Raw genomic sequence first — 20622 nt, forward strand, 5'->3', positions numbered from 1 at the left:
GAAGGCACCGGCCACCGCTCCGCCCTACTCACCGGTAGGGCGTGCGGCGCGGTAATCGCCCCGTACAGATTCCGTGGAGATTACGGCACCGGAACTTACGCCGCCGTAAGGGATTCTGTCCGCCCCTTCCCTTTGTGCTCGCATTTTCCACGGCTGACCTGTGCGTTTATGAGGAGTTCCGGGGTTCCCAGCCCTCTCCCGCCCGGCCCCGGGGTGGGGTAGCTTTCACGGCGCTGTGCGGAGCGCCACCAGTGAGCCTGACCGGCTGGAGCACCCCGCAGGCGAACCAAGGAGCCGGGAGCGGGGATTGCGCGAGTTCACCAACCCTCCGTTGGCGTCGGCGCCGCCGGTGGGCGGCCTGGCCGATGTCGTCTTCGAGTATGCCCAGGAAGATCCGCTCCGTGTCGCCCTCGGCCGCAAGGACGAGCAGGGCCGGTGGCGCGATGTGACCGCCGCGGAGTTCCGTGACGAGGTGATGGCGCTCGCCAAGGGGCTGCTGGCCCAGGGCGTCCGCTTCGGGGACCGCGTCGCGATCATGTGCCGCACGCGCTACGAGTGGACGCTCTTCGACTTCGCGCTGTGGACGATCGGCGCCCAGGTCGTCCCTGTCTATCCCACCTCGTCGGCCGAGCAGGTCTTCTGGATGCTGCACGACGCGCAGGTGGTGGCCGCGATGGTGGAGCACGAGGACCACGCGATGACCGTCGCCACGGTCATCGACCGGCTTCCGCAGCTGCGCCGGCTGTGGCAGCTCGACGCGGGCGCCGTGCAGGAGCTGTACGACGCGGGCGCGCCCATCGAGGACGAGGTGGTGCACCGGCATCGGCAGGCCGTCACACCGGAGACGGTGGCCACCGTCATCTACACCTCCGGCACCACCGGCCGCCCCAAGGGCTGTGTCCTCTCGCACGGCAACTTCATGTTCGAGGCCGACACGGTCATCGAGCGCTGGGAACCGGTGTTCCACTCCAAGCGGGGCGACGAGGCGGCGACCCTGCTGTTCCTGCCGCTGGCGCACGTCTTCGGGCGGATGGTGGAGGTCGCGGCCATCCGCGGCCGGGTCAAGTTCGGCCACCAGCCGCAGCTGAACGCGGCGGCGCTGCTGCCCGATCTCGCCGCGTTCAGACCGACGTTCTTCCTCGCCGTGCCGTACATCTTCGAGAAGGTGTTCAACGCGGCCCGCCGCAAGGCCGAGAAGGAAGGGCGCTCCGGGCCGTTCGAGAAGGCGGTCGAGGTCGCCGTGAAGTACGCGGACGCGATGGAGGCCAAGGCGTGGGGCACCGGCCCCGGTCCGTCGGCGGGCCTGCGCATGCAGCACCAGTTCTTCGACAAGGTCGTGTACGCCAAGATCCGCGCCGCGATGGGCGGCCGGGTACGGCACGCGATGTCCGGCGGCTCGGCGATGGACCGCCGGCTCGGCCTGTTCTTCGCGGGCGCCGGCGTGCACATCTACGAGGGCTACGGGTTGACGGAGTCGACGGCTGCGGCGACCGCCAACCCGCCCGAGCGCACCCGCTACGGCACGGTCGGCCAGGCGATCCCCGGCACCACCGTGCACATCGCGGACGACGGCGAGATCTGGCTGCGCGGCGCCCATGTCTTCCAGGGCTACCTCAACAACCCCAAGGCGACCGACCAGACCCTCCACGACGGCTGGCTCGCCACCGGCGACCTGGGCTCACTCGACGAGGACGGCTATCTCACGATCACGGGGCGCAAGAAGGAGATCCTGGTGACCTCCGGCGGCAAGAGCGTCTCCCCCGGGCTGCTCGAGGAGCGCGTACGGGACCACCCGCTGGTCGCGCAGTGCATCGTCGTCGGCAACGACCGCCCCTATGTCGCCGCGCTCGTCACACTGGACTCGGAGGCCGTGGAGCACTGGCTGCAGATGCAGGGCAAGCCGAAGCTGTCCCCGGCCCAGATGGTGCGGGACCCGGACCTGGAGACGGAGGTGCGGCGCGCGGTGGTCGCCGCGAACACGCTGGTCTCGCAGGCCGAGTCGATCCGTACGTTCCGCATCCTCGCCCACCAGTTCACCGAGGAGCACGGGCTCCTCACGCCGTCGCTGAAGCTCAAGCGCAAGGCCATCGAGAACGCGTACGCGAGCGAGGTCGAGGCCCTGTACCGGACCTGAACCCGGCGCAGCGCCCCTGCCCCTCGGGCCGGCTCGACCGTCCCCCCTTCGCGGGTGGCGTGTGGACGTTCCGATCCATGTCCGGCGGGGGTTCTCCAGGCCACCGCCGTCAAGCCAGTTGGTAGCCGCGGAGGTTGGTGAGCAGGAGGTAGGTGTCCCGCAGGGACCCGGAGGTGTCGCCCAGGGAGCGGTAGATGCCCCACTTGGGCCGCACCCGGTCGGCGAGGAAGGTGTCGACGCCTGTCTTCGACTTGTCGACGACAGTGGTCGAGCCGCTCTTGAGGATCCAGCGGACCGAGCCCGACGAGCCGTCGCCGACCTTGATCTGGAAGTCCACGTCGGTCCATTTGTCGTGCAGCGGCTCCAGGTCGGTCCGGCCGACCAGGATGTCGTCGATCGCCAGCTTGAGCTCGATGGTCTGCACGCCGTTCACGCGCCGCAGCGACTGCACGACGATCGGGGAGGTGCCGGTGCCGGGCTGCTTCATCTGCATGATGTGGGTGAAGGTGGTGGTCGCCTTCAGGGAGCTGGGGATGTACATCGAGTACGTGATCCGCCAGGTCTGTCTCTCGGTCCACTTGAGGTAACTGCTGCTGCTCGTGCGGAGCCCGGTGACCTCCTGGCGCTGCCGGTCGGTCGATGTGTCGCGGTCGGCCGTGTGCATGTTGAAGCGCCAGTTGTCGCCGGTGGCGAAGATGTGCGGGTGCCCGGCCGGGTGGGAGTCCGCGCGGTCGTCCTCGACGGTCTCGAAGGCGCCGAGGCCGTCGTCCCTCGCCGAGGGGGACCACTTCAACTGCCAGGAGGCCGCTCGCGCCGTGGCCGTCGGCAGACCGACCGCCGCGGCCGCCGTGCCGCCGAGGGCCGCGCTCAGCAGGGTTCTTCTGGTGGGGTTCATGACTGTTCACCTCGCTGCGAAGGGATGTGCCGTCCCGAGCTGCTCGTTCGTGATCGGAAGGCGCCCAGGCCGTGGAGGTCGTCGGTGGCCCGGGTGCGGGTGACGTGGTACGCGCGTGGTGGCGGTGCGAGTGCGGTACGGCTCGGCGGCCTCCCGGCCGCGGAGCCGTACCGTCCAACTCCCGTGCGGTTGCGCGGAGTTGTCCTTCGCGGGTCGCCGCGCCCTGGCGCCCCGGTCAGTCGAGGGCGCCTGCCGGGACCCTTTCCTCCGATGTCTCCCGAGAGCCTTGCCCCGGCGGACAGGCTCTGTACGCCTTCTCGTTCATGTGTGCGTACCTGCTTTCCAGCGAATGGGGGTCGGTGAGCCCAGGCAGGGCGGCCAGGCAGGCGCGTGGTTCACATGGATGTACCAGGTTCAGCACTGAGTTCGGTGCCGCGATACAGAGTTGCGGGATGGCGTGGCCCGGTCAATGGTCCGGACCGATGAGGTCGGATCCATTTCCGGCCAATGTGCGGTTGTCGTCGAGACGTGACGGGGAACCCGCCGGTCAGGAATGCACGTAAGGTGGTGATCGTTGACGATAGGAGCACCACCCGACGACTGAAGGATCGAGAGCTCGTGAGCAGCAAGGTCCCCCCGATCATCCTGAACAACGGCGTCGAGATGCCCCAGCTGGGCTTCGGCGTCTGGCAGGTGCCGGACGACGAGGCGGAGCGCGCGGTCACCACCGCCCTGGAGGCCGGATACCGCAGCATCGACACTGCGGCGATCTACGGCAACGAGGAGGGCGTCGGCAAGGCTGTCGCCGCGTCCGCCATCCCCCGCGAGGACCTCTTCGTCACCACCAAGCTCTGGAACAGCGACCAGGGGTACGACGCGACGCTGCGCGCCTTCGACACGTCGCTGGAGAAGCTCGGCCTGGAGTACGTGGACCTGTACCTGATCCACTGGCCGCTGCCGTCCCGGGGTACGTTCGTCGAGACGTACAAGGCCTTCGAGAAGCTCCACGCGGACGGTCGTGCCCGGGCGATCGGCGTCTCCAACTTCCTTCCGGAGCACCTCGAGACGCTGATCGAGGCCACCTCCGTCACCCCGGCGGTCAACCAGATCGAGCTGCACCCGCACCTGCAGCAGCACGCCGCCCGTGAGTACCACGCGGAGCAGGGCATCGCGACCGAGGCCTGGTCGCCGCTCGGCCAGGGCAAGGGCCTTCTCGAGGTGCCGGCGATCGTCGCCATCGCACAGAAGCACGGCCGCACCCCGGCCCAGATCGTGCTGCGTTGGCACGTGCAGCTCGGCAACATCGTGATTCCGAAGTCCGTGACCCCGGCCCGGATCAGGGAGAACATCGAGGTCTTCGACTTCTCGCTGGACACCGAGGACATGGCGGCGATCAGCGCGCTGAACGAGGACCGCCGCCTCGGCCCGAACCCGGCGACGTTCGACATGGGCTGACCGAAGGCTGGACGACGCGCCCCGGAGCCGCCGCGACGGCGACTCCGGGGCGCGTCGCTGTCTGCCGAAGGCAGTGAGGGCGAGAAGACAGGGGGCTTGACGCGGGCATGCCGACGGGTCCACCTTGTACCGCACCGGTAAGGAAACTTTCCTAACAGAAGGGTCCCCCACAGTGCGCACTCGACCACTGACCCTCGCCGCGGCCGCCGGCGCCGCACTCCTCGCCACCGCCGTCCTCCCCGCGAACGCCTCCGGAGCCACCCCCAAGTCCGCGGAGGAGGGCTCGGTCAGCGCGGCCGAGCTCCTCGCCAAGGTGACGTCCTGTTCGCAGATATCGAACGGCAAGTACAAGACCGACGACGAGACCTCGGCCACCGTCCCCGTGTGCGGCAAGAACGGCGCGGTGTTCTGGAAGGCCGACATGGACGTCGACTGCGACGGCCAGGTCACCGGCAAGTGCAACGGCGACACCGACCCCTGGTTCCAGGACGACACCGCGTTCCACCAGTCCGACGGCAAGCCGCTGCGCGCCGACTCGCTGCCGTACGTCGTCGTGCCGAGCGCCAGCAGCATCTGGAAGTACTCCAGCTCCGGCATCAAGGGCGGCGGCGTTGTCGCCGTGATCTACAACAACAAGGTCGAATACGCGGTCGTCGGCGACACCGGACCCACGAAGATCATCGGCGAGGCGTCCTACGCCACCGCGAAGGCGCTCGGCATCGACCCCGACCCGGCGACCGGTGGCGCCGACTCCGGCGTGACGTACATCCTGTTCAAGAACTCCCAGGTATCACCGATCGAGAGCCACAGCGCGGCGGTGTCCCTCGGTGAGTCGCTGGCCAAGCAGTTCATTCGCAACAACTGAGCCCGTGATGCCGGGCGCCCGCCACAGGGCGCCCGGCATACGTCCGTCGGGCCGGCCGATCGGTCGTGGAGCGCTCTGAGGGTCAAGCCTTGACGGCCGTGTGCATCGTGTGCGCCTGCAACACATAGACATCGGGGCGGTGGTACAGGCTCGACTTGTCGTCCGGGTCCAGGAGGCGGTCCAGGGTCGCGCGGTCCGTCGCGTCCAGGCCGTGCGCGAGCTTGTCGCGACGGCGCTGGAACTCGGCGACGACACAGCTGCGGGCCTCGTCGGAGAGCGGGGCGGACAGCTCGAACAGGAAGGTGCGGGTTGCCGGTACGCGCAGCCCGACGGAGGTCATGAGCGCGGCCCAGTCCTCGGTCTCCGCGACCGCGCCGGGCAGCTCCTCGCGCATCGCGGTGAACCGCTCGGTCTCCACCGCGTCCAGCCGGGCCTCCAGACCCGGGCGTCCGATGCCGATGTCACGGGGGAGCCAGCGCGGGGGCAGGCCGCCCTCCAGCAGGGCCAGGACCCCGCCGGGAGCGAGACGATCCGCGAAAGCGGCGAGTGCCGCGCGCTGGTCACCGAGGTGGTGCAGGCTGCGACTCGCCCACAGCAGGTCCGCCGGGTACTCCAACTCATCGAGGGCACCGGGGAGTTCACCGGCCAGAGTGGTGAAGCGGTCGGCCAGCCCCAGCCGGGCGGCCCGCATACGGGCGCGTTCCAGCAGCGGCTCGGAGCCGTCGGCCGCCACGACCCGGGCGTCCGGGAATGCCTCGGCGAGGACACAGGTGACGGCTCCCGGTCCGCTGCCGGCGTCGACGATCAGCCCCGGCCGGGCACCGCGCTCTCCCAGCCAGCCCGCGATCCGCCGGTACATGGGGGTGAGCAGTTCGGCCTGCGACTCCAGCAGCGGGGCCATCGTGGCCCAGTCCACGTCGGCGTGCTCGTGATGGTCGTGGTGCTCATGCGCCATGGTGGTCGCCCTCTCTTCTCGGTGCCGTCAGCCTGCGCCGACGCACCGTGAGGGGGCCACTTCTGTTGCCGGTACGGCAAAAACGGGGTGCGCCACCACCGGCCGGTCGCCGACGATGCCCCCATGGACGACCGGATGGTGCAGCGGTTCATCGAGGACGGGTTCGTCAAGATCGAGGGAGCCGCGTGTCCATGCTGGAGATCGCCCCACAGGTCGTCGAGGCCTCCGCGCACCGTCCGCTCGCTCACGCCACCGGCAGCCCCGGCGACGTCTACCTCTGCCACCCGTTCCTGGTGCACGCGGCCCAGCCGAACCACGGCACCCGTCCCCGCTTCATGGCCCAGCCGCCGCTGGTACCGGCCCTCCCCTACGAGCTTCAGCGGCCGGACGGCGACTACTCACCGGTCGAGTCCGCGATCCGCCGGGGCCTGGCCCGGGAGGGCTGACCCCGGCGGATCACCTGGGCGTCACCGCGTCACGGCAGAGGCGGGTAGGCGTTCTGCATCAGCTGCTGGAACTGGGCCGAGAACCAGTGCCCGGACAGCGGCGCGTTCGGCAGGGCGCCCGACATGTTGTTGTTGTTCCGCGGGTTGCCCGTGTACGTCGGGTCGCACATCCGGTCGAAGCCCTTGCCCTCGTCGTTCGGGATGGCGGAGCTGGAGCCGTCGGACTGGCCGGGCGGCTTGATCCACACGTAGGCGTCGATGCCGGCGGCCGGGGCCGCGGTGGGCCGCTGACCGAGTCCGGCGCCGCTCTGGTTGCACCAGTTGCCGACGTGGATGCGCCGGTCGATGCGGCCGCCGTTGACGTAGTCGTCGACGGAGGTCATCGGGCCGGGACCGGTGGGCCGGGCCGAGCCGCCCCAGCCGTTGCGCGAGGTGTCGATCAGCATGCCCAGACCGGAGTTGAACCCGGCTGCGACCAGCTTGTCCCGCAGCCCGAGCGCGTACGACTGCTCGTCCACGTACTGGTTCCAGTCGACCCACTTCGACTGGCGCACGGTCTGACCGTTCACCGTGTCGGTGACCTTGAAGTTCGGCTCCGTGGTGGGGCCGTAATTGGCGGTGTTGACGATGAACCCGGCCACGTCGTCCACACTGGCGCCGTTGGTCGTGGCGACCTTGGTGAACTCCTGCACGGCCGGGCCGAGGTTGCTGTCCCAGCCGAGCCAGCCGTGGTGGCCGGCGTCGATGTAGTTGTAGACGTTCGGGATGGCGCCCAGCTTGCCCAGGGCGTAGGAGACGCCCTTCTCGTAGTTGCCGTTGCTCTTCATGGTCACGCAGGCGTCGGTGGTGGTGTTGGTGCCGCCGGCGTTGGTGACCAGGTTGGGCAGCGAGTCGGGCTCGATGACGTTGACGATCCGCAGGCCCGCGTACTTCGGGTCGGAGAGGATCGAGGCGATCGGGTCGATGTACTGGGACTTGTACTTGTCGATGTCGTTCGGCCCGAGTTCGCCGTTGGAGGCAAGGGCGGCACAGTCACGGCCGGGCAGGTCGTAGATGACCAACTCGACGACCAACTCGCCGGAGCCCTTCTGCTTCAGAGCCTCGTCGAGGTGGGCGCGCAGGCCCATGCCGCCGCCCGTACCGTTGATCGTGGCGATCCGGTCCAGCCAGACGGCGGTGGGCTGGTTGGCGATACGGCTGCCGCCCGGCTCGGCGGCGGCGTGGGCCGACCATTCGGGGTCCACGTACCCCTTGGCCCCCACATAGGGGTTGTCCACGCGGCTGCCGGTGTTGCCGGTGCCTCCGCCACCGGTGCCGCCCCCGCCGCCCGAACCACTGCCGTCGTCGACGTTGCAGGTGACCCCGTCGAGCGTGAAGGTGGCCGGTACCGCGTTCGTGCCGCTGTAGGAGGCGTTGAAGCCGAAGCTGACCGAACCGCCGGTCCCCAGCGCGCCGTTGTAGCTCTCGTTGGCGGCGGTGACGGCGGCCCCGCTCTGGCTGATCTGCGCGTTCCAGCCGCTGGTGACCTTCTGGTTGCCGGCGTAGGACCACTTCACCGACCAACTCGACTTGGCCGCCGAGTTGTTGGTGATGGTGACCGCGGCCGTGAAGCCGGTGTCCCACTGGTTCTGCACCTTGTAGTCGACGGTGCAGGGGACCGCGGCGTGCGCGGGGGTGGAGACGACCGCGGTGCCGGTCGCGCCCGCGACGAGGGCCAGGGCGGCCAGTAACGATGTTCTGGTACGACTCATGAGTGCGGGTTCCTTCCGGGTGTGCGGAGTCACGGGTTGACGGCGCGCAGGTGGTCGCGCAGCCCGATGCCGTACGACGTGGGCGTTCCGTCGTAGTCGGAGATCAGGGACGGCCCCAAGGAGCAGTCCCAGGTGTTCCAGGTCCAGCCGAGGTAGGACAGGTCCCGGTCGTCGAACCACTTCATGACCCGGTCGACGAACCCGTGTGAGCAGGTGTTCTCCCCGATCTCCCCTGCCACCAGCGGCACCTGGGCCGCGACCGGGGCGAGCGTGGAGTTCCAGCAGCTCTCGCTCGCGCAGGTGTTGAAGTTGTAGACGTGGTAGGCCGCGACGAGATTGCCCGCCGGGTCGCTGGGCCTGTACGTCAGCCACTGGCTCAGGTCGTTGGAGTACGCGAGCCCGCCCGCCAGGATCACGTTCTTGGCGCCGGTGGAACGCACCGCGTCGACCAGATCCTGCATGCCGGCGACCTCGTAGGGGATACCGGGGCAGGTGCCGCCGTCCTTCCAGCACTTCCAGGCGTCCGTGACGCCGGAGGTCGCCCGGTCCGGATACGGCTCGTTGAACAGGTCGAACGCCACCGCCTGGTCGTCCTTGAACGTCCCGGCGACCGACGACCAGAAGGAGGGGGTGTACTGCGCGTCCGGCATCGGCTTCTGGCAGGTGGCGTGCACGTCGGAGCAGCCCGCCGAGTTGCCGGTGTACTGGCCGTGGGTCCAGTGCAGCTCGACGATCGGCGTCATGCCGTGCGCCTCGACGCGGGCCACCAGGTCCTTGACGGCCTTGATGTAGTCGGCGCCCGCGTACTCCGGCTTTACGTTGGAAAGACCCAGCCAGCACTCCTCGTTGAGCGGGATGCGGACCGCGTTCGCCTTCCAGTCGGCGATCGCCTTGATCGCCGCGTCGTCCACCGGGCCGTCGAAGATGCCGTAGCCCTGGACGCACATGAACTCGCCGCCGGACCGGTTCACGCCGAGCAGGCGACGGGCCTTGCCGGCGGCGTCCACGAGCTTGTTGCCCACGACGCGCAGGGCCGGGGCCGAGCCGCTCGCCGGGGGCTCGGTCGGGGGCGGCGTGGGCGTCGGTTCGGCGTCGACGTTGCAGGTCGTCCCGTTGAGCTTGAACACCGTCGGGACGGCGTTGCTCCCCGACCAGGAGGCGAGGAACCCGGCGCTGACGCTCGCGCCGGTGGCCGGCGAGCCGTTCCAGCTCTCGTTGGTCGCGGTCACCGTCGTACCGGACTGGGACCACTTGGCGTTCCAGCCCTGGCTGACCTTCTGACCGCCCGCGAAGTCGAAGGTGAGCGTCCAACCACTCACAGCCGCACGGTTGTTGGTGATCCTGACGGCACCTTGGAAGCCGCTGTCCCACTGGCTCGTGACGGAGTACTCCACCGTGCACGCGGGTGCGGCGCCCGAGGCCGTGACCACCGGGACGACCACGCTGCCGACGACGACCGCGCCGGCCACGAGTAAGAGCGCTGAACGAGGGGGGTGTCGCATGAGCGAGTCCTTGCAGCTCGGGCGCGCCCGTGACGGACGCGTCGACTGATGGAGTCGCTCCCACTGGTGCCGGTGAAGGTAGCGCCAAGTGACGGCAAAGAACAGAGGAGTCGCTGACTTTCCTTCAGCGGACCGTGTCGAATCTTTTCGACTCTTCAAGCACCTTGACCCCTCTTGACCCTCTCCCCAATATGGGAGCGCTCCCACTGGTTCAAGGCTTGTTGCTCCTCCCCCCCCCACCTCTGCTCCGAGCCGCAAGGAGGAACCAGCACATGGTCCAAAGACCGAGACGCCGCGTGGCGCGGCGGCTCTGGACCGCCGCCGGGGCGGCCCTCGCACTCCCCCTGACGATGCTCGCGAACGGCACGACTCCCGCCCATGCGGCGGCAGTCCAGTGCAGCATCGACTACAAGACCAACGACTGGGGCTCCGGCTTCACAGCGGACCTCACGATCACCAACCGGGGCACCGACGCCGTCAACGGCTGGACGCTGACGTACGACTACACAGGCAACCAGACGCTGAGCAACGGCTGGAGCGGCACCTGGTCCCAGTCCGGCAAGTCGATCACGGTGAAGAACGCCTCCTGGAACGGCACGATCGCCGCCGGGGCCGCCGTGAACACGGGCGCCCAGTTCACGTACAGCGGCACGAACGCCGCGCCGACGAACTTCGCCGTCAACGGCACCACCTGCGCGGGCGCGCACCAGCCGCCGGTCACCGTGCTGACCAGCCCGGCCGCCGGCGCGGTCTACACCCAGGGCGACGCGATTCCGCTCGCCGCGACGGCGGCCGCCGCCGACAACGCGACGATCAGCAAGGTCGAGTTCTACGACGACACGACGCTGCTGGGCACCGACACGAGCGCGCCCTACTCGCTCTCGGTCTCAAGCTTGACCGTGGGCAGTCATTCCTTGGTGGCGAAGGCGTACGACGGTCTCGGCGCGTCGGCGGAGTCCACGCCGGTCGGCATCACAGTCGCCTCGGGTCCCGCCGTGGTGGCCTCGCCGACCCAGCTCGGCGTCCAGCAGGGCAAGACGGGTGCCTTCGGCGTCACGCTGTCGAAGCAGCCGAGCGCGAACGTGACGGTGTCGGTCGCCCGCACGGACGGCAACACCGGCCTGTCCGTCACCGGCGGCTCCTCGCTCACCTTCACGCCGTCCAACTGGAACACGGCCCAGACGGTGACCGTCACGGCGGACGCCTCCGGTACCGGATCGGCCACCTTCACGGCCTCCGCGACCGGCTACACCAAGGCCACGGTGACCGTCACGGAGCTGGCGGCCACGAAGGCGTACGACGCCCGTTTCCTGGACCTCTACGGCAAGATCACCAACCCGGCGAACGGCTACTTCTCCCCCGAGGGCATCCCGTACCACTCGGTGGAGACGCTGATCGTCGAGGCGCCGGACCAGGGCCATGAGACGACGTCGGAGGCGTACAGCTATCTGCTGTGGCTGCAGGCCATGTACGGGAAGGTGACGGGCGACTGGTCGAAGTTCAACGGCGCCTGGGGTCTGATGGAGAAGTACATGATCCCGACCCACACCGACCAGCCGACCACCTCCTTCTACAACGCCTCCAAGCCCGCGACCTACGCGCCCGAGCTGGACACCCCGAACGAGTACCCGGCGAAGCTCGACACGTCCGTCCCGGTCGGCTCGGACCCGATCGCGGGCGAGCTGAAGAGCGCGTACGGCACGGACGACGTCTACGGCATGCACTGGCTGCAGGACGTCGACAACGTCTACGGGTACGGCAACGAGCCCGGCAAGTGCGAGGCGGGCCCGACGGCCACCGGACCGTCGTACATCAACACCTTCCAGCGCGGTCCGCAGGAGTCGGTGTGGGAGACGGTGCCGCAGCCGACCTGCGACTCATTCAAGTACGGCGGCAAGAACGGCTATCTGGACCTGTTCACCGGCGACTCGTCGTACGCCAAGCAGTGGAAGTTCACCGACGCTCCGGACGCCGACGCGCGCGCCGTGCAGGCTGCGTACTGGGCGGACGTGTGGGCCAAGCAGCAGGGCAAGGGCGGTGACGTCTCCGCGACCGTGGGCAAGGCCGCGAAGATGGGCGACTACCTGCGCTACGCGATGTACGACAAGTACTTCAAGAAGATCGGCAACTGCGTGGGCGCCTCGTCCTGCCCGGCGGGCACCGGCAAGGACGCCTCGCACTACCTGCTGTCCTGGTACTACGCCTGGGGCGGCGCCCTGGACACCTCCGCGGGCTGGGCCTGGCGCATCGGCTCCAGCCACGTCCACGGCGGCTACCAGAACCCGCTCGCCGCGTACGCGCTCAGCTCCTACGCCGACCTGAAGCCCAAGTCGGCGACGGGCGCCTCGGACTGGTCCAAGTCGCTGCAGCGGCAGCTGGAGTTCTACCAGTGGCTGCAGTCGTCCGAGGGTGCCATCGCGGGCGGCGCGACCAACAGCTGGCAGGGCCGGTACGCGACGCCGCCGGCCGACACCTCCACCTTCTACGGCATGTACTACGACTGGCAGCCGGTCTACCACGACCCGCCGTCCAACCAGTGGTTCGGCTTCCAGGCCTGGTCGATGGAGCGGGTCGCGGAGTACTACCAGCAGACGGGGAACACCACGGCGAAGGCGGTCCTCGACAAGTGGGTGAAGTGGGCGCTGTCCAAGACCACGGTCAACCCGGACGGCACCTACCGGATCCCCTCCACGCTCCAGTGGTCGGGCCGGCCCGACACCTGGAACCCGTCGAGCCCGGGCTCCAACTCCGGGCTGCACGTCACCGTCGCGGACTACACCGACGACGTGGGTGTGGCAGCCGCGTACGCGAAGACCCTGACGTACTACGCGGCCAAGTCCGGTGACGCGACGGCGAAGTCCACGGCCAAGGCGCTGCTGGACGGCATGTGGAGCAACTACCAGGACAGCCTGGGCATCGCCGTCCCGGAGACCCGCACGGACTACAGCCGGTTCGGCGACTCGGTGTACGTGCCGAACGGCTGGAGCGGCACGATGCCGAACGGCGACGCGATCAACTCCTCGTCCACTTTCACCTCGCTGAGGTCCTTCTACAAGAACGACCCGGCCTGGTCGAAGATCGAGGCCTACCTGAAGGGCGGTGCCGCGCCCTCGTTCACGTACCACCGGTTCTGGGCCCAGGCGGACATCGCCCTCGCCATGGGCTCGTACGCGGAGCTCCTCGAATAGCCCCGCCAAGCGCTCCGTGCGAAGGGCGGTGGTTCGGCTGCGGGCCGTCCGTGGCTGGTCGCGCCCCTGAAGGGGCGCGGCGGTTCACCGCGCTTCGCCGGAACCGCTTGGAAGCTCCGCGTGCGCGGCCTCGTCACCTGACGACGAGGCCACCCGGCCGGGCGGCCCTCACCCGCACTGGAGGCCGCCCGGCCTTCAAACCGGGTGACCAGGCCTGCACGGTGAGCTGATGGATGGGTGGGTGCGTGCCGGGCGCACGGCACGCACCCACCCACCCATCAGCGTGACCATGCGCACGCCGGACGGTTATGCCGGTCATGGAAGCTTCTCGTCCCCGCAGGTCCGCCGCCCTCGGCGCCGTCACCTCACTCCTGCTCCTCGTCGTCACCGTCCTGGCCGGGTCCCCCGCCACCGCCGCCCGTCACGCGGTCCCTTCGGCGGACCCCGCGGCGATCCGCGCATGGAACGCCATCGCCGCGGACACCATCGCCACCAACCTCGGCCCCACGCGCCCATCGGGGCAGGCGGTCGTCTGGCACGGGTTCGTCTCGGCCGCCGTCTACAACGCCGTGGTGGGCATCCAGGGCGACTACGCCCCGTACAAGTGGCAGGAACGCGGCCCCTCCACCGCATCGCCCGAGGCGGCGGCCGTGGCCGCGGCGCACCGCGTCCTGCTCACCTACTTCCCCGCGTCCCGGGCCGGGCTCGACGCCGCCTACGCCGACTGGCTCGCCGGGATTCCCGACGGCACGGCGAAGACACAGGGCGTGGACTTCGGAGAGCGCGCCGCCGACCGCCTCATCACCCTGCGCGAAGGCGACGGCCGCAACGCGCCCGTGCAGTTCACCACCCCGCCGGCGCCCGGTGTCTGGCGGCCCACCCCGCCCGGCCATCTGCCCTTCATCGACCCCTGGCTCGGCAGGCTGCGCCCGATGCTGCTGCTCTCCCCGGACCAGTTCCGTCCCGGTCCGCCCCCCGCCCTGCACTCGGCGCGCTATGCCCAGGACCTGAACGAGGTGAAGAGCATGGGCGCGAAGACCGGCTCGCCCCGCACCGCGCTCCAGACCGAGACGGCCCTGTTCTTCGGGGGCAGTCTGGTGACACAGATCCAGGCGGCGCTCAGGGACTACACCGACCGGCACCACCTGGGCATCGCCGAGACGGCGCGCGTGTTCGCCGCGGCGAACACGTCGGCGACCGATGCCGTCATCACCGCCTGGGACGCCAAGCTCCGGTACGGGCGCTGGCGGCCCATCACCGCCGTCCAACTGGCCGACACCGACGGCAACCCCGCGACCCAGGCCGACCCGCAGTGGCAGCCGCTGCTCCTCACGCCACCGCACCCGGACTACCTCAGCGGTCACACCACGGTCACCGGTGCGGTGACCCGGACCCTCAGCGGAATCCTCGGCACGACACGGCTGGACCTGAACATCCCGTCCGAGATCACCGGCACCACCCGGCACTACGCATACGCCGACCAGCTCGACCAGGACATGATCGACGCACGTGTGTGGGCCGGAATCCACTTCCGCTCGGCGGACGTGGCCGGGGCCCAGGCCGGCAAGCGGATCGGCACCTGGGCGCTGACCCACTATTTCCAGCCGCTGCGCCCATGACCCGGGGGGGCTCGTGCCGTACCAGCACGCGCCCCCGGAAGCGCCAGGGCACGCCGCCGAGGTCACAACCAGCCCCCGCACCCCGGCTTCTCCATCGGCAGCAGCATGCCCACTCCGCCCCGACCCACCGTCTACACACCCTGAGCCGGCGACGGCTCGTACCTCCGCACCAGCTCGGACACCGTCCGGGCGATCCGCCGGCGCAACTCCTCGGGTTCCAGGACCTCGATGTCCGCGCCCAGGCTCAGGAACTCGCCGTGCGCGTGCTCGACGGACTCGATCGGTACGGTGGCCAGAGTCCAACCGTCGGCCGTCTTCCGGCCGTTGGCTTCGACCGCCCTTGCCGCCGATCCGGTGAGCCGCGCACCCGGGGCCAGCCGGACGACCGCCTCGCCGCGGTACAGCCGGTCGTGGAAATCCCGTTGGTACGCCGCCCAGTAGGTGGCCAGATCGAAGTCGTCGGGGACGGTGAACTCCTCGTCGCTCGAACTGAGTTCGAGGATCTGGTCGACGCGGAAGGTGCGCGGTCCCGGCCCGGCGACCACGTACCAGCGCCCCGCCTTCAGCACGAGTCCGTACGGCTCCAGACGGCGCTCCACATCGGTGGGCTCGCGCCAGCGCCGGTACAGGACGTGCAGCACGCGGCTGTTCCAGACGGCGGCCGCGACGGCGGGCAGAAACGGGGCGTCGTCGGCGTCCGCGTACCAGCCGGGGGCGTCCAGGTGGAAGCGGCCGCTGATCCGGTCGGCGTGCACGCGCAGTTCGGGCGGCAGTGCGGCGCGGACCTTGAGCTGGGCTGCGGCGAGGACGGAGCCCAGTCCCAGTGCGGCGGCCGGCCCTGGGGCGCCGGACAGGAACAGGGCTTCGGCCTCGCCCGCGGTCAGTCCGGTGAGCCGGGTGCGGTAGCCGTCGAGCAGCCGGTAGCCGCCCGCGTGCCCGGCGTCGCCGTAGAGCGGGACGCCCGCGGCGTGCAGCGCCTCGACGTCCCGGTAGACGGTGCGCACCGAGACCTCCAGCTCCTCGGCGAGCTGGGCGGCGGTCATCCGGCCGCGGGTCTGGAGCAGCAGCAGGATGGAGACGAGCCGACTGGACTTCACTGACACAGTGTGTCACCGAAGACGAAAGAGGAACGGTCACCGCAGCAAGGGGCTGTGGGGCCGGTGACGCATCCATGCGCGGCACCGGCTCTCCGACGTGTTCGCCTGGTTCTGCGTATGGTCTTCACTGACACAAGATGTCAGGGAACCGGCCTTAGCGTCCCTGGCATGGCCTTCAGGGAGAAACTCCTCACCGTGCCGCCGCCGATCGAGGTGGCGGGCCGTTGGATCAAGCGCTACCACGTCACCGCCGACCCGGCCGGCATCGCGCCGGACGTCGAGAAGGCGGCGTACGCGATGCTGCCCCAGTTGCTGCCCGAGCCGGACGCCACGCCGCCCGCGACGTTCGTCGTGCTGCACCGGGGCGACGACGACGGCGCCTATCTGAACGCGTACAGCTGGGTGTGGGACAACGTCCTGCACTTCCGTGGCGCGGCGGCCGGCCAGCCTGTGCTCGGCTGCCCGGACCGGGACGCCGCTCACTTCGTCCTGACCGAGCGGCCGTGGATCGGCTGCGTCTGGGAACTGCCGCCGGTTCTGCACGAACGGGACGCCTGGGTACGGCATCTGCTCGCACCCGAGGTCCCCGACCTCAACGCCTACCTGACCGATTCGCTGCCCGAGGGCACGACAGGAGACCGCTGATGAGCAGCCCGCACGACTTCGACTTCCTCCACGGCGAGTGGCAGGTCCTCAACCGCCGCCGGACCGACTTCCTCGACCCCGGCAGCCACTGGGAGGAGTTCACGGCGACGAGCCGTTGCCGGCCGCTGTTCGACGGGGCGGCGAACATCGACGAGATCGACATGCCGCACCTGGGGTCGAAGGGGCTCACCCTGAGGCTGTTCGACCGGGAGACCGAGCAGTGGTCGCTGAACTGGTCCTCCAGCACCAGCGGAAAGCTGTTCCCGCCCGTGATCGGGCAGTTCGACGGCGACCGGGGCGAGTTCCACGGCGACGACACATACGACGGCAAGGACGTGCGGGTCCGGTTCGTGTGGTCGGGGATCTCGCCCACCGCCGCCCGCTGGGAGCAGGCGTTCTCGGTGGACGGCGGGGAGACCTGGGTGACCAACTGGGTCATGGAGTTCAGCAGGCCCGTCTGAGGCCACCAGGTCCCCTCGTTCAGACCCCGGCCTTGCGGAACGCCCGCAGGGTGAACACCGGGTCGGGACGCGGCCGGTCCTGGTCCGGGAGTGCCGCGAGTTCGCCGGCGATCCGTTCGGTGAGCGGGTCGCCGGGGGCCAGGGTGACGAACCAGCCGCGGCGCAGGTCCGCCAGGGTGCGGCGGGGGCTGCGGCCCTGGCCGGTCCCGGCGAAGCGGGCCCCGCCGGCCGGGACCAGGCCGCAGGCGGCGGCGTGCGCCGCGACCGCTTCGGCGGCGTCTTCCGCGGGCCGGCGCGGGCGGGGGGCGAGCACGGCGTCGATGTCGCTGCCCACATCGTGGGAGGCGGCCTTGTCGACGGTGGTGACATGGACACCGCCCGGCCGCAGCACCCGGGCGCACTCGGCCAGCACGCTTCGCACCGCGTCGGGACCGTCCAGGAGATGCAGCAGCCACACGCTGGTGACCGCGTCGAACGCCCCGTCCGCGAACGGCAGTCGGCGGCTGTCGGCGAGGACGACGGCACCGGGCAACCGGCCGGCGGCCCGGCACGCCATCCCGTACGCCAGGTCCGCGCCCACGACCCGCAGCCCGGGCCGCGCGGCCGCGAGCCGCCGCGTGACGATGCCCGTGCCGCAGGCCACGTCGAGCAGTCGGCCGGCGCCCTCGGGTACCAGTGAGAGCACGGCGTCGGCCGCCGCGGCGGCCCGGGGTTCGCCGCCGCGCAGGGCGTCGTACTCCGCGGCTTCCTTCTCGTAGTCCAGCACGTGCGGGGACCGCTCAGTGCGCGCCGTGACCGGGTGCCAGTTCCTCGACCCTGCGGGCCAGTTCGAAGTCCAGGTCGGTGACGGCGCCGCCCGCGCTGTGCGTGTTCACCGTCAGGGAGACGGTGTTGTAGCCGAGGGTGAGGTCGGAGTGGTGGTCCAGCTCCTCCTGCACCTGGGCGATGTGCACGACCATCGCGGTCGCCGCGAAGTGCGTGCCGAGCCGGTAGGAGCGGGCGATCCGGTCGCCCTCGAGGGACCAGCCGGGCAGCTCCGCCAGCCGGTCCTCGATCTCCTTCTGCGACAGTGGTTCGACGGGCATGACCTGGCTCCTTCCGTACGACCGACGCGGGGACGGCCCCACCCTGTCACATCCCCTTCGTCCGGCCCCGTACGCGCGGCCGTGGCCCTCAGGTGTGCCACGGGCTCTCAGCGTCCTGCGCACTCCGCGGCGAAGTCGTCCGCCAGGACCGTCGTCTCGGCCCGTCCCTCGACGCGCTCCAGCCACTCGTGCGGCAGCCCGTGGTCGCCGTGGCGGGCGCCGAGGAGATTGCCGCAGATCGCGCCGGTGGAGTCGCTGTCGCCGGAGTGGTTGACGGACAGCAGCAGGGCCTGCCGGACGTCGGGCTCGACGAGGGCGCAGTACACGGCGATGGCCAGGGCCTCCTCGCCGATCCAGCCCCCACCGAGCGTCTGCACCTTCTCCGCGGTCGGCGCGCCCTCGCCGGCCAGGTCGAGGGCGCGCCGCAGTGCGGCCGTGGTCTCCTCGTGGCCGGGGTGGCGGGCGAGCAGGCGCAGGGCGCGCAGTACGGAGCCCTCCAGGGAGTCGCCCTCCACCAGGTACGCGACCATCGCGGCGAAGGCGCCCGCGGAGTAGTAACCGGTGGGGTGGCCGTGGGTGGTCTGGGCGCACAACGCGGCCATCAGGAACGCGGTGTCGCCGGGCACCCGGGCGAGACCGAACGGCGCCGAGCGCATGACCGCGCCACAGCCCTTGGAGTCGGAGTTGACCGGGCCGGGGCGGCCCAGTGCGGCGCCGGGATCGGGCACGAAGTCCTGGGCGAGACCGGAGAGGCAGGCGTTGCCGGGGGCGCGGCGCGCGTACAGCCACCCCTGTGCGGCGAGTCCGGCGGCGCCGGCGGGCGGGCCGGGCAGGCGCTGGGTGTCGAGCCAGCGGCCGTAGGCGTCCCGTACCAGCCGGGGCCAGCCGCCGCCGATGCCCTTGTGGCGCTCGCGCTCGTGCGCCTGCCGCAGGCCCTCCACCGTGAACAGGGTCATCTGCGTGTCGTCGGTGACGCGGCCCACGGCACCCTGCCCGTCGGGTACGAGACCGGTGACGCCCTTCGCGCCGTGCGTGGCGCGGATTCGGTCCAGGGAGGCGAACTCGACCGGGTACCCGAGGGCGTCGCCGATCGCGCCGCCGAGGAGGGATCCTCGCACCCTGGCCCGGTAGATCGCGGTCGCCTCCCAGGACGGGGTCAGCCGGTCGTCCATGCACCACTCCTCGACTACGGTCATCGGTATGACCATTGTCGCGTCCTCACCCGCCGCCCCTTCCCCCGCCCCCTCGGAGCAGGGGATCGGTCCGCTGCTGCGCGGGTGGCGGGAGCGGCGGCGGGTCAGTCAGCTGGAACTGGCGCTGCGGGCGGGCTCGTCGGCGCGGCACATCAGCTTCGTCGAGACGGGCCGGTCGCGGCCCAGCGAGGAGATGGTGCTGCGGCTCGCCGAACATCTGGAGGTGCCGGTGCGGGAACGCAACGCGCTGCTGCTGGCGGCGGGTTACGCCCCGCACTACCCGGAGACACCGCTGGACGACCCGTCGATGGAGGCGCTGCGGGCGGGTGTGGAGCGGCTGTTGCAGGGCTACGAGCCCTATCCGGCGCTGGTGGTGGACGCGACGTACGAGGTGGTGGCGGCGAACCGGGGGATCGCGATGTTCCTGGAGGGCGTCCCGGACCACCTGCTCGCCCCGCCCTTGAACGCCATGCGTCTGACGCTGCATCCGGAGGGCCTGGCGCCGCGCATCCGCAACCTGGCCGAGTGGCGGGGCCACCTGCTCGCGCAGATGGAGCGCCAGATCGCGCTGCAGCGCTCGCCGACTCTGCGCGCGCTGTACGAGGAGGTGGCGGCGTACCCGGTCCCGGACCGGAGCGAGCCCGCGTCCGGACCGGGCGAGGAGGCCGAGGAGGTCCCGTACTTCGCGCTGCCGATGCGGATCGAACACGAGGGCCGCGTGCTGTCCTTCGTGTCGTCCATCTCCACCTTCAACACCCCGATGGACGTGACGGTCGCGGAACTGGCCATCGAGACGTTCCTGCCTGCGGATCCGGCGACGGTGAAGTACCTCCAGTCGCGAGGAACATGACGGCTCGTCGGTAAGCGGCGATACGCCGCCGTCTGTGCACTCGAGTGTTCTCCGACCCCGTGAGACTCGGGGAGAATCCGCCCCACCTGTGGGTGATCATGGACGAGACGGTGCTGCGGCGCCCGGTCAGCATCCGCTCCCAGGTGATGCGCGACCAGCTCGACCGCCTCCTGGAGGCCTCCGAGAACCCGGCGATCACGCTGCAGGTGGCCGAGTACGCCTCCGGCCCCCACCCGGGGACGTACACGCCGTTCGTGCTGTTCCGCTTCGCGGAGCCGGAGCTGCCCGACATGGTCTACAGCGAGTACCTGACCGGCGCCCTCTACCTCGACTCGCGCACCGAGGTGGCCCTGCACCTGGAGGTCCTGGACCACATGTCGGCGCAGGCGGCCTCCGTGACGCGCACGCGGGAGATCCTGCGGGAGTACCGCGACAGGTTCTGATCCGGCACCGCCCGAGGCGGCACCGCCCCGCCCGGCAG

Annotated in this window: 16 protein-coding genes and 2 pseudogenes; 10 read left to right on the forward strand and 8 right to left on the reverse strand. The window is 70.3% G+C overall.

From position 1 onward, the window contains the following. Positions 1-307 precede the first annotated feature (307 nt). Entirely contained in the window at positions 308-2134 is a 1827-nt protein-coding gene (locus SY2F82_RS06190; RefSeq protein ID WP_200417946.1) for a long-chain fatty acid--CoA ligase, read from the forward strand. A 109-nt stretch (positions 2135-2243) separates the two neighbouring features. On the opposite strand, the gene SY2F82_RS06195 is transcribed toward SY2F82_RS06190, so the two are convergent. Further along, positions 2244-3029, reverse strand: coding sequence for a Tat pathway signal sequence domain protein (locus SY2F82_RS06195; RefSeq protein ID WP_200417947.1), 786 nt, complete (start codon positions 3027-3029; stop codon positions 2244-2246). 618 nt (positions 3030-3647) lie between these two features. On the opposite strand from SY2F82_RS06195, the gene SY2F82_RS06200 reads away from it, so the two are divergent. Both SY2F82_RS06200 and SY2F82_RS06205 read left to right on the forward strand, forming a co-directional pair. Continuing rightward, positions 3648-4484, forward strand: a complete 837-nt coding sequence (locus tag SY2F82_RS06200; protein WP_308437750.1) for an aldo/keto reductase — start codon at positions 3648-3650, stop codon at positions 4482-4484. Between the two features lie 172 nt (positions 4485-4656). Continuing rightward, positions 4657-5349 (forward strand): glycoside hydrolase family 75 protein, encoded by a 693-nt coding sequence (locus tag SY2F82_RS06205; RefSeq protein WP_200417948.1) that lies wholly within the window; start codon positions 4657-4659, stop codon positions 5347-5349. 82 nt (positions 5350-5431) lie between these two features. On the opposite strand, the gene SY2F82_RS06210 is transcribed toward SY2F82_RS06205, so the two are convergent. Then, positions 5432-6304 (reverse strand): trans-aconitate 2-methyltransferase, encoded by an 873-nt coding sequence (locus SY2F82_RS06210; RefSeq protein WP_200417949.1) that lies wholly within the window; start codon positions 6302-6304, stop codon positions 5432-5434. Between the two features lie 194 nt (positions 6305-6498). Between SY2F82_RS06210 and SY2F82_RS06215 the strand changes: the two are divergent. After that, positions 6499-6750: pseudogene (locus tag SY2F82_RS06215) on the forward strand (phytanoyl-CoA dioxygenase); the annotation flags it as partial. 29 nt (positions 6751-6779) lie between these two features. Here SY2F82_RS06215 and SY2F82_RS06220 read toward each other — a convergent pair. Then, entirely contained in the window at positions 6780-8501 is a 1722-nt protein-coding gene (locus SY2F82_RS06220; protein ID WP_200417950.1) for a glycoside hydrolase family 6 protein, read from the reverse strand. A 29-nt stretch (positions 8502-8530) separates the two neighbouring features. Beyond that, the gene (locus SY2F82_RS06225; protein ID WP_200417951.1) at positions 8531-10003 is read right to left on the reverse strand and encodes a cellulase family glycosylhydrolase; all 1473 of its coding nucleotides are present in this window, start codon (positions 10001-10003) and stop codon (positions 8531-8533) included. Positions 10004-10275: 272 nt separating this feature from the next. Between SY2F82_RS06225 and SY2F82_RS06230 the strand changes: the two genes are divergently transcribed. Together SY2F82_RS06230 and SY2F82_RS06235 are read left to right on the forward strand one after the other, a co-directional pair. Then, on the forward strand, positions 10276-13191 hold the full coding sequence (locus SY2F82_RS06230; protein WP_200417952.1) for a glycoside hydrolase family 48 protein: 2916 nt from the start codon (positions 10276-10278) through the stop codon (positions 13189-13191). Positions 13192-13508: 317 nt separating this feature from the next. After that, positions 13509-14810, forward strand: coding sequence for a vanadium-dependent haloperoxidase (locus SY2F82_RS06235; protein ID WP_200417953.1), 1302 nt, complete (start codon positions 13509-13511; stop codon positions 14808-14810). A 131-nt stretch (positions 14811-14941) separates the two neighbouring features. Here the strand turns inward: SY2F82_RS06235 and SY2F82_RS06240 are convergent, their stop codons facing one another. Continuing rightward, the gene (locus SY2F82_RS06240) at positions 14942-15907 is read right to left on the reverse strand and encodes a YafY family protein (RefSeq protein WP_200417954.1); all 966 of its coding nucleotides are present in this window, start codon (positions 15905-15907) and stop codon (positions 14942-14944) included. Positions 15908-16075: 168 nt separating this feature from the next. Here SY2F82_RS06240 and SY2F82_RS06245 point away from each other — a divergent pair, with 168 nt between their 5' ends. After that, positions 16076-16552 carry a hypothetical protein gene (locus tag SY2F82_RS06245; protein WP_200417955.1) on the forward strand — a complete coding sequence of 159 codons (477 nt, stop codon included), beginning with the start codon at positions 16076-16078 and terminating at the stop codon, positions 16550-16552. Beyond that, positions 16552-17013 carry a hypothetical protein gene (locus SY2F82_RS06250; protein WP_200417956.1) on the forward strand — a complete coding sequence of 154 codons (462 nt, stop codon included), beginning with the start codon at positions 16552-16554 and terminating at the stop codon, positions 17011-17013. Before SY2F82_RS06245 ends, SY2F82_RS06250 begins: the two co-directional genes overlap by 1 nt. 19 nt (positions 17014-17032) lie before the next feature. Here the strand turns inward: SY2F82_RS06250 and SY2F82_RS06255 are convergent, their stop codons facing one another. The 3 genes from SY2F82_RS06255 to SY2F82_RS06265 all read right to left on the reverse strand — a co-directional run bounded on the left by SY2F82_RS06255 (position 17033) and on the right by SY2F82_RS06265 (position 19270). Continuing rightward, positions 17033-17779 (reverse strand): class I SAM-dependent methyltransferase, encoded by a 747-nt coding sequence (locus SY2F82_RS06255; RefSeq protein WP_200417957.1) that lies wholly within the window; start codon positions 17777-17779, stop codon positions 17033-17035. Positions 17780-17792: 13 nt separating this feature from the next. After that, a complete protein-coding gene (locus tag SY2F82_RS06260; protein WP_200417958.1) occupies positions 17793-18098 on the reverse strand; it encodes a 4a-hydroxytetrahydrobiopterin dehydratase in 306 nt (101 codons plus the stop codon). A gap of 107 nt (positions 18099-18205) precedes the next feature. Beyond that, the gene (locus SY2F82_RS06265; RefSeq protein ID WP_200418604.1) at positions 18206-19270 is read right to left on the reverse strand and encodes an ADP-ribosylglycohydrolase family protein; all 1065 of its coding nucleotides are present in this window, start codon (positions 19268-19270) and stop codon (positions 18206-18208) included. 28 nt (positions 19271-19298) lie between these two features. Here SY2F82_RS06265 and SY2F82_RS06270 point away from each other — a divergent pair, with 28 nt between their 5' ends. Continuing rightward, positions 19299-20141 carry a helix-turn-helix domain-containing protein gene (locus SY2F82_RS06270; protein WP_200417959.1) on the forward strand — a complete coding sequence of 281 codons (843 nt, stop codon included), beginning with the start codon at positions 19299-19301 and terminating at the stop codon, positions 20139-20141. Positions 20142-20161: 20 nt separating this feature from the next. Next, positions 20162-20584 (forward strand): annotated as a pseudogene (locus SY2F82_RS06275) (DUF5753 domain-containing protein); the annotation flags it as partial. Positions 20585-20622: the final 38 nt, after the last annotated feature.

The sequence above is a fragment of the Streptomyces sp. Y2F8-2 genome, assembly GCF_014905555.1.
GTDB classification, from domain to species: Bacteria; Actinomycetota; Actinomycetes; order Streptomycetales; family Streptomycetaceae; genus Streptomyces; species Streptomyces cynarae.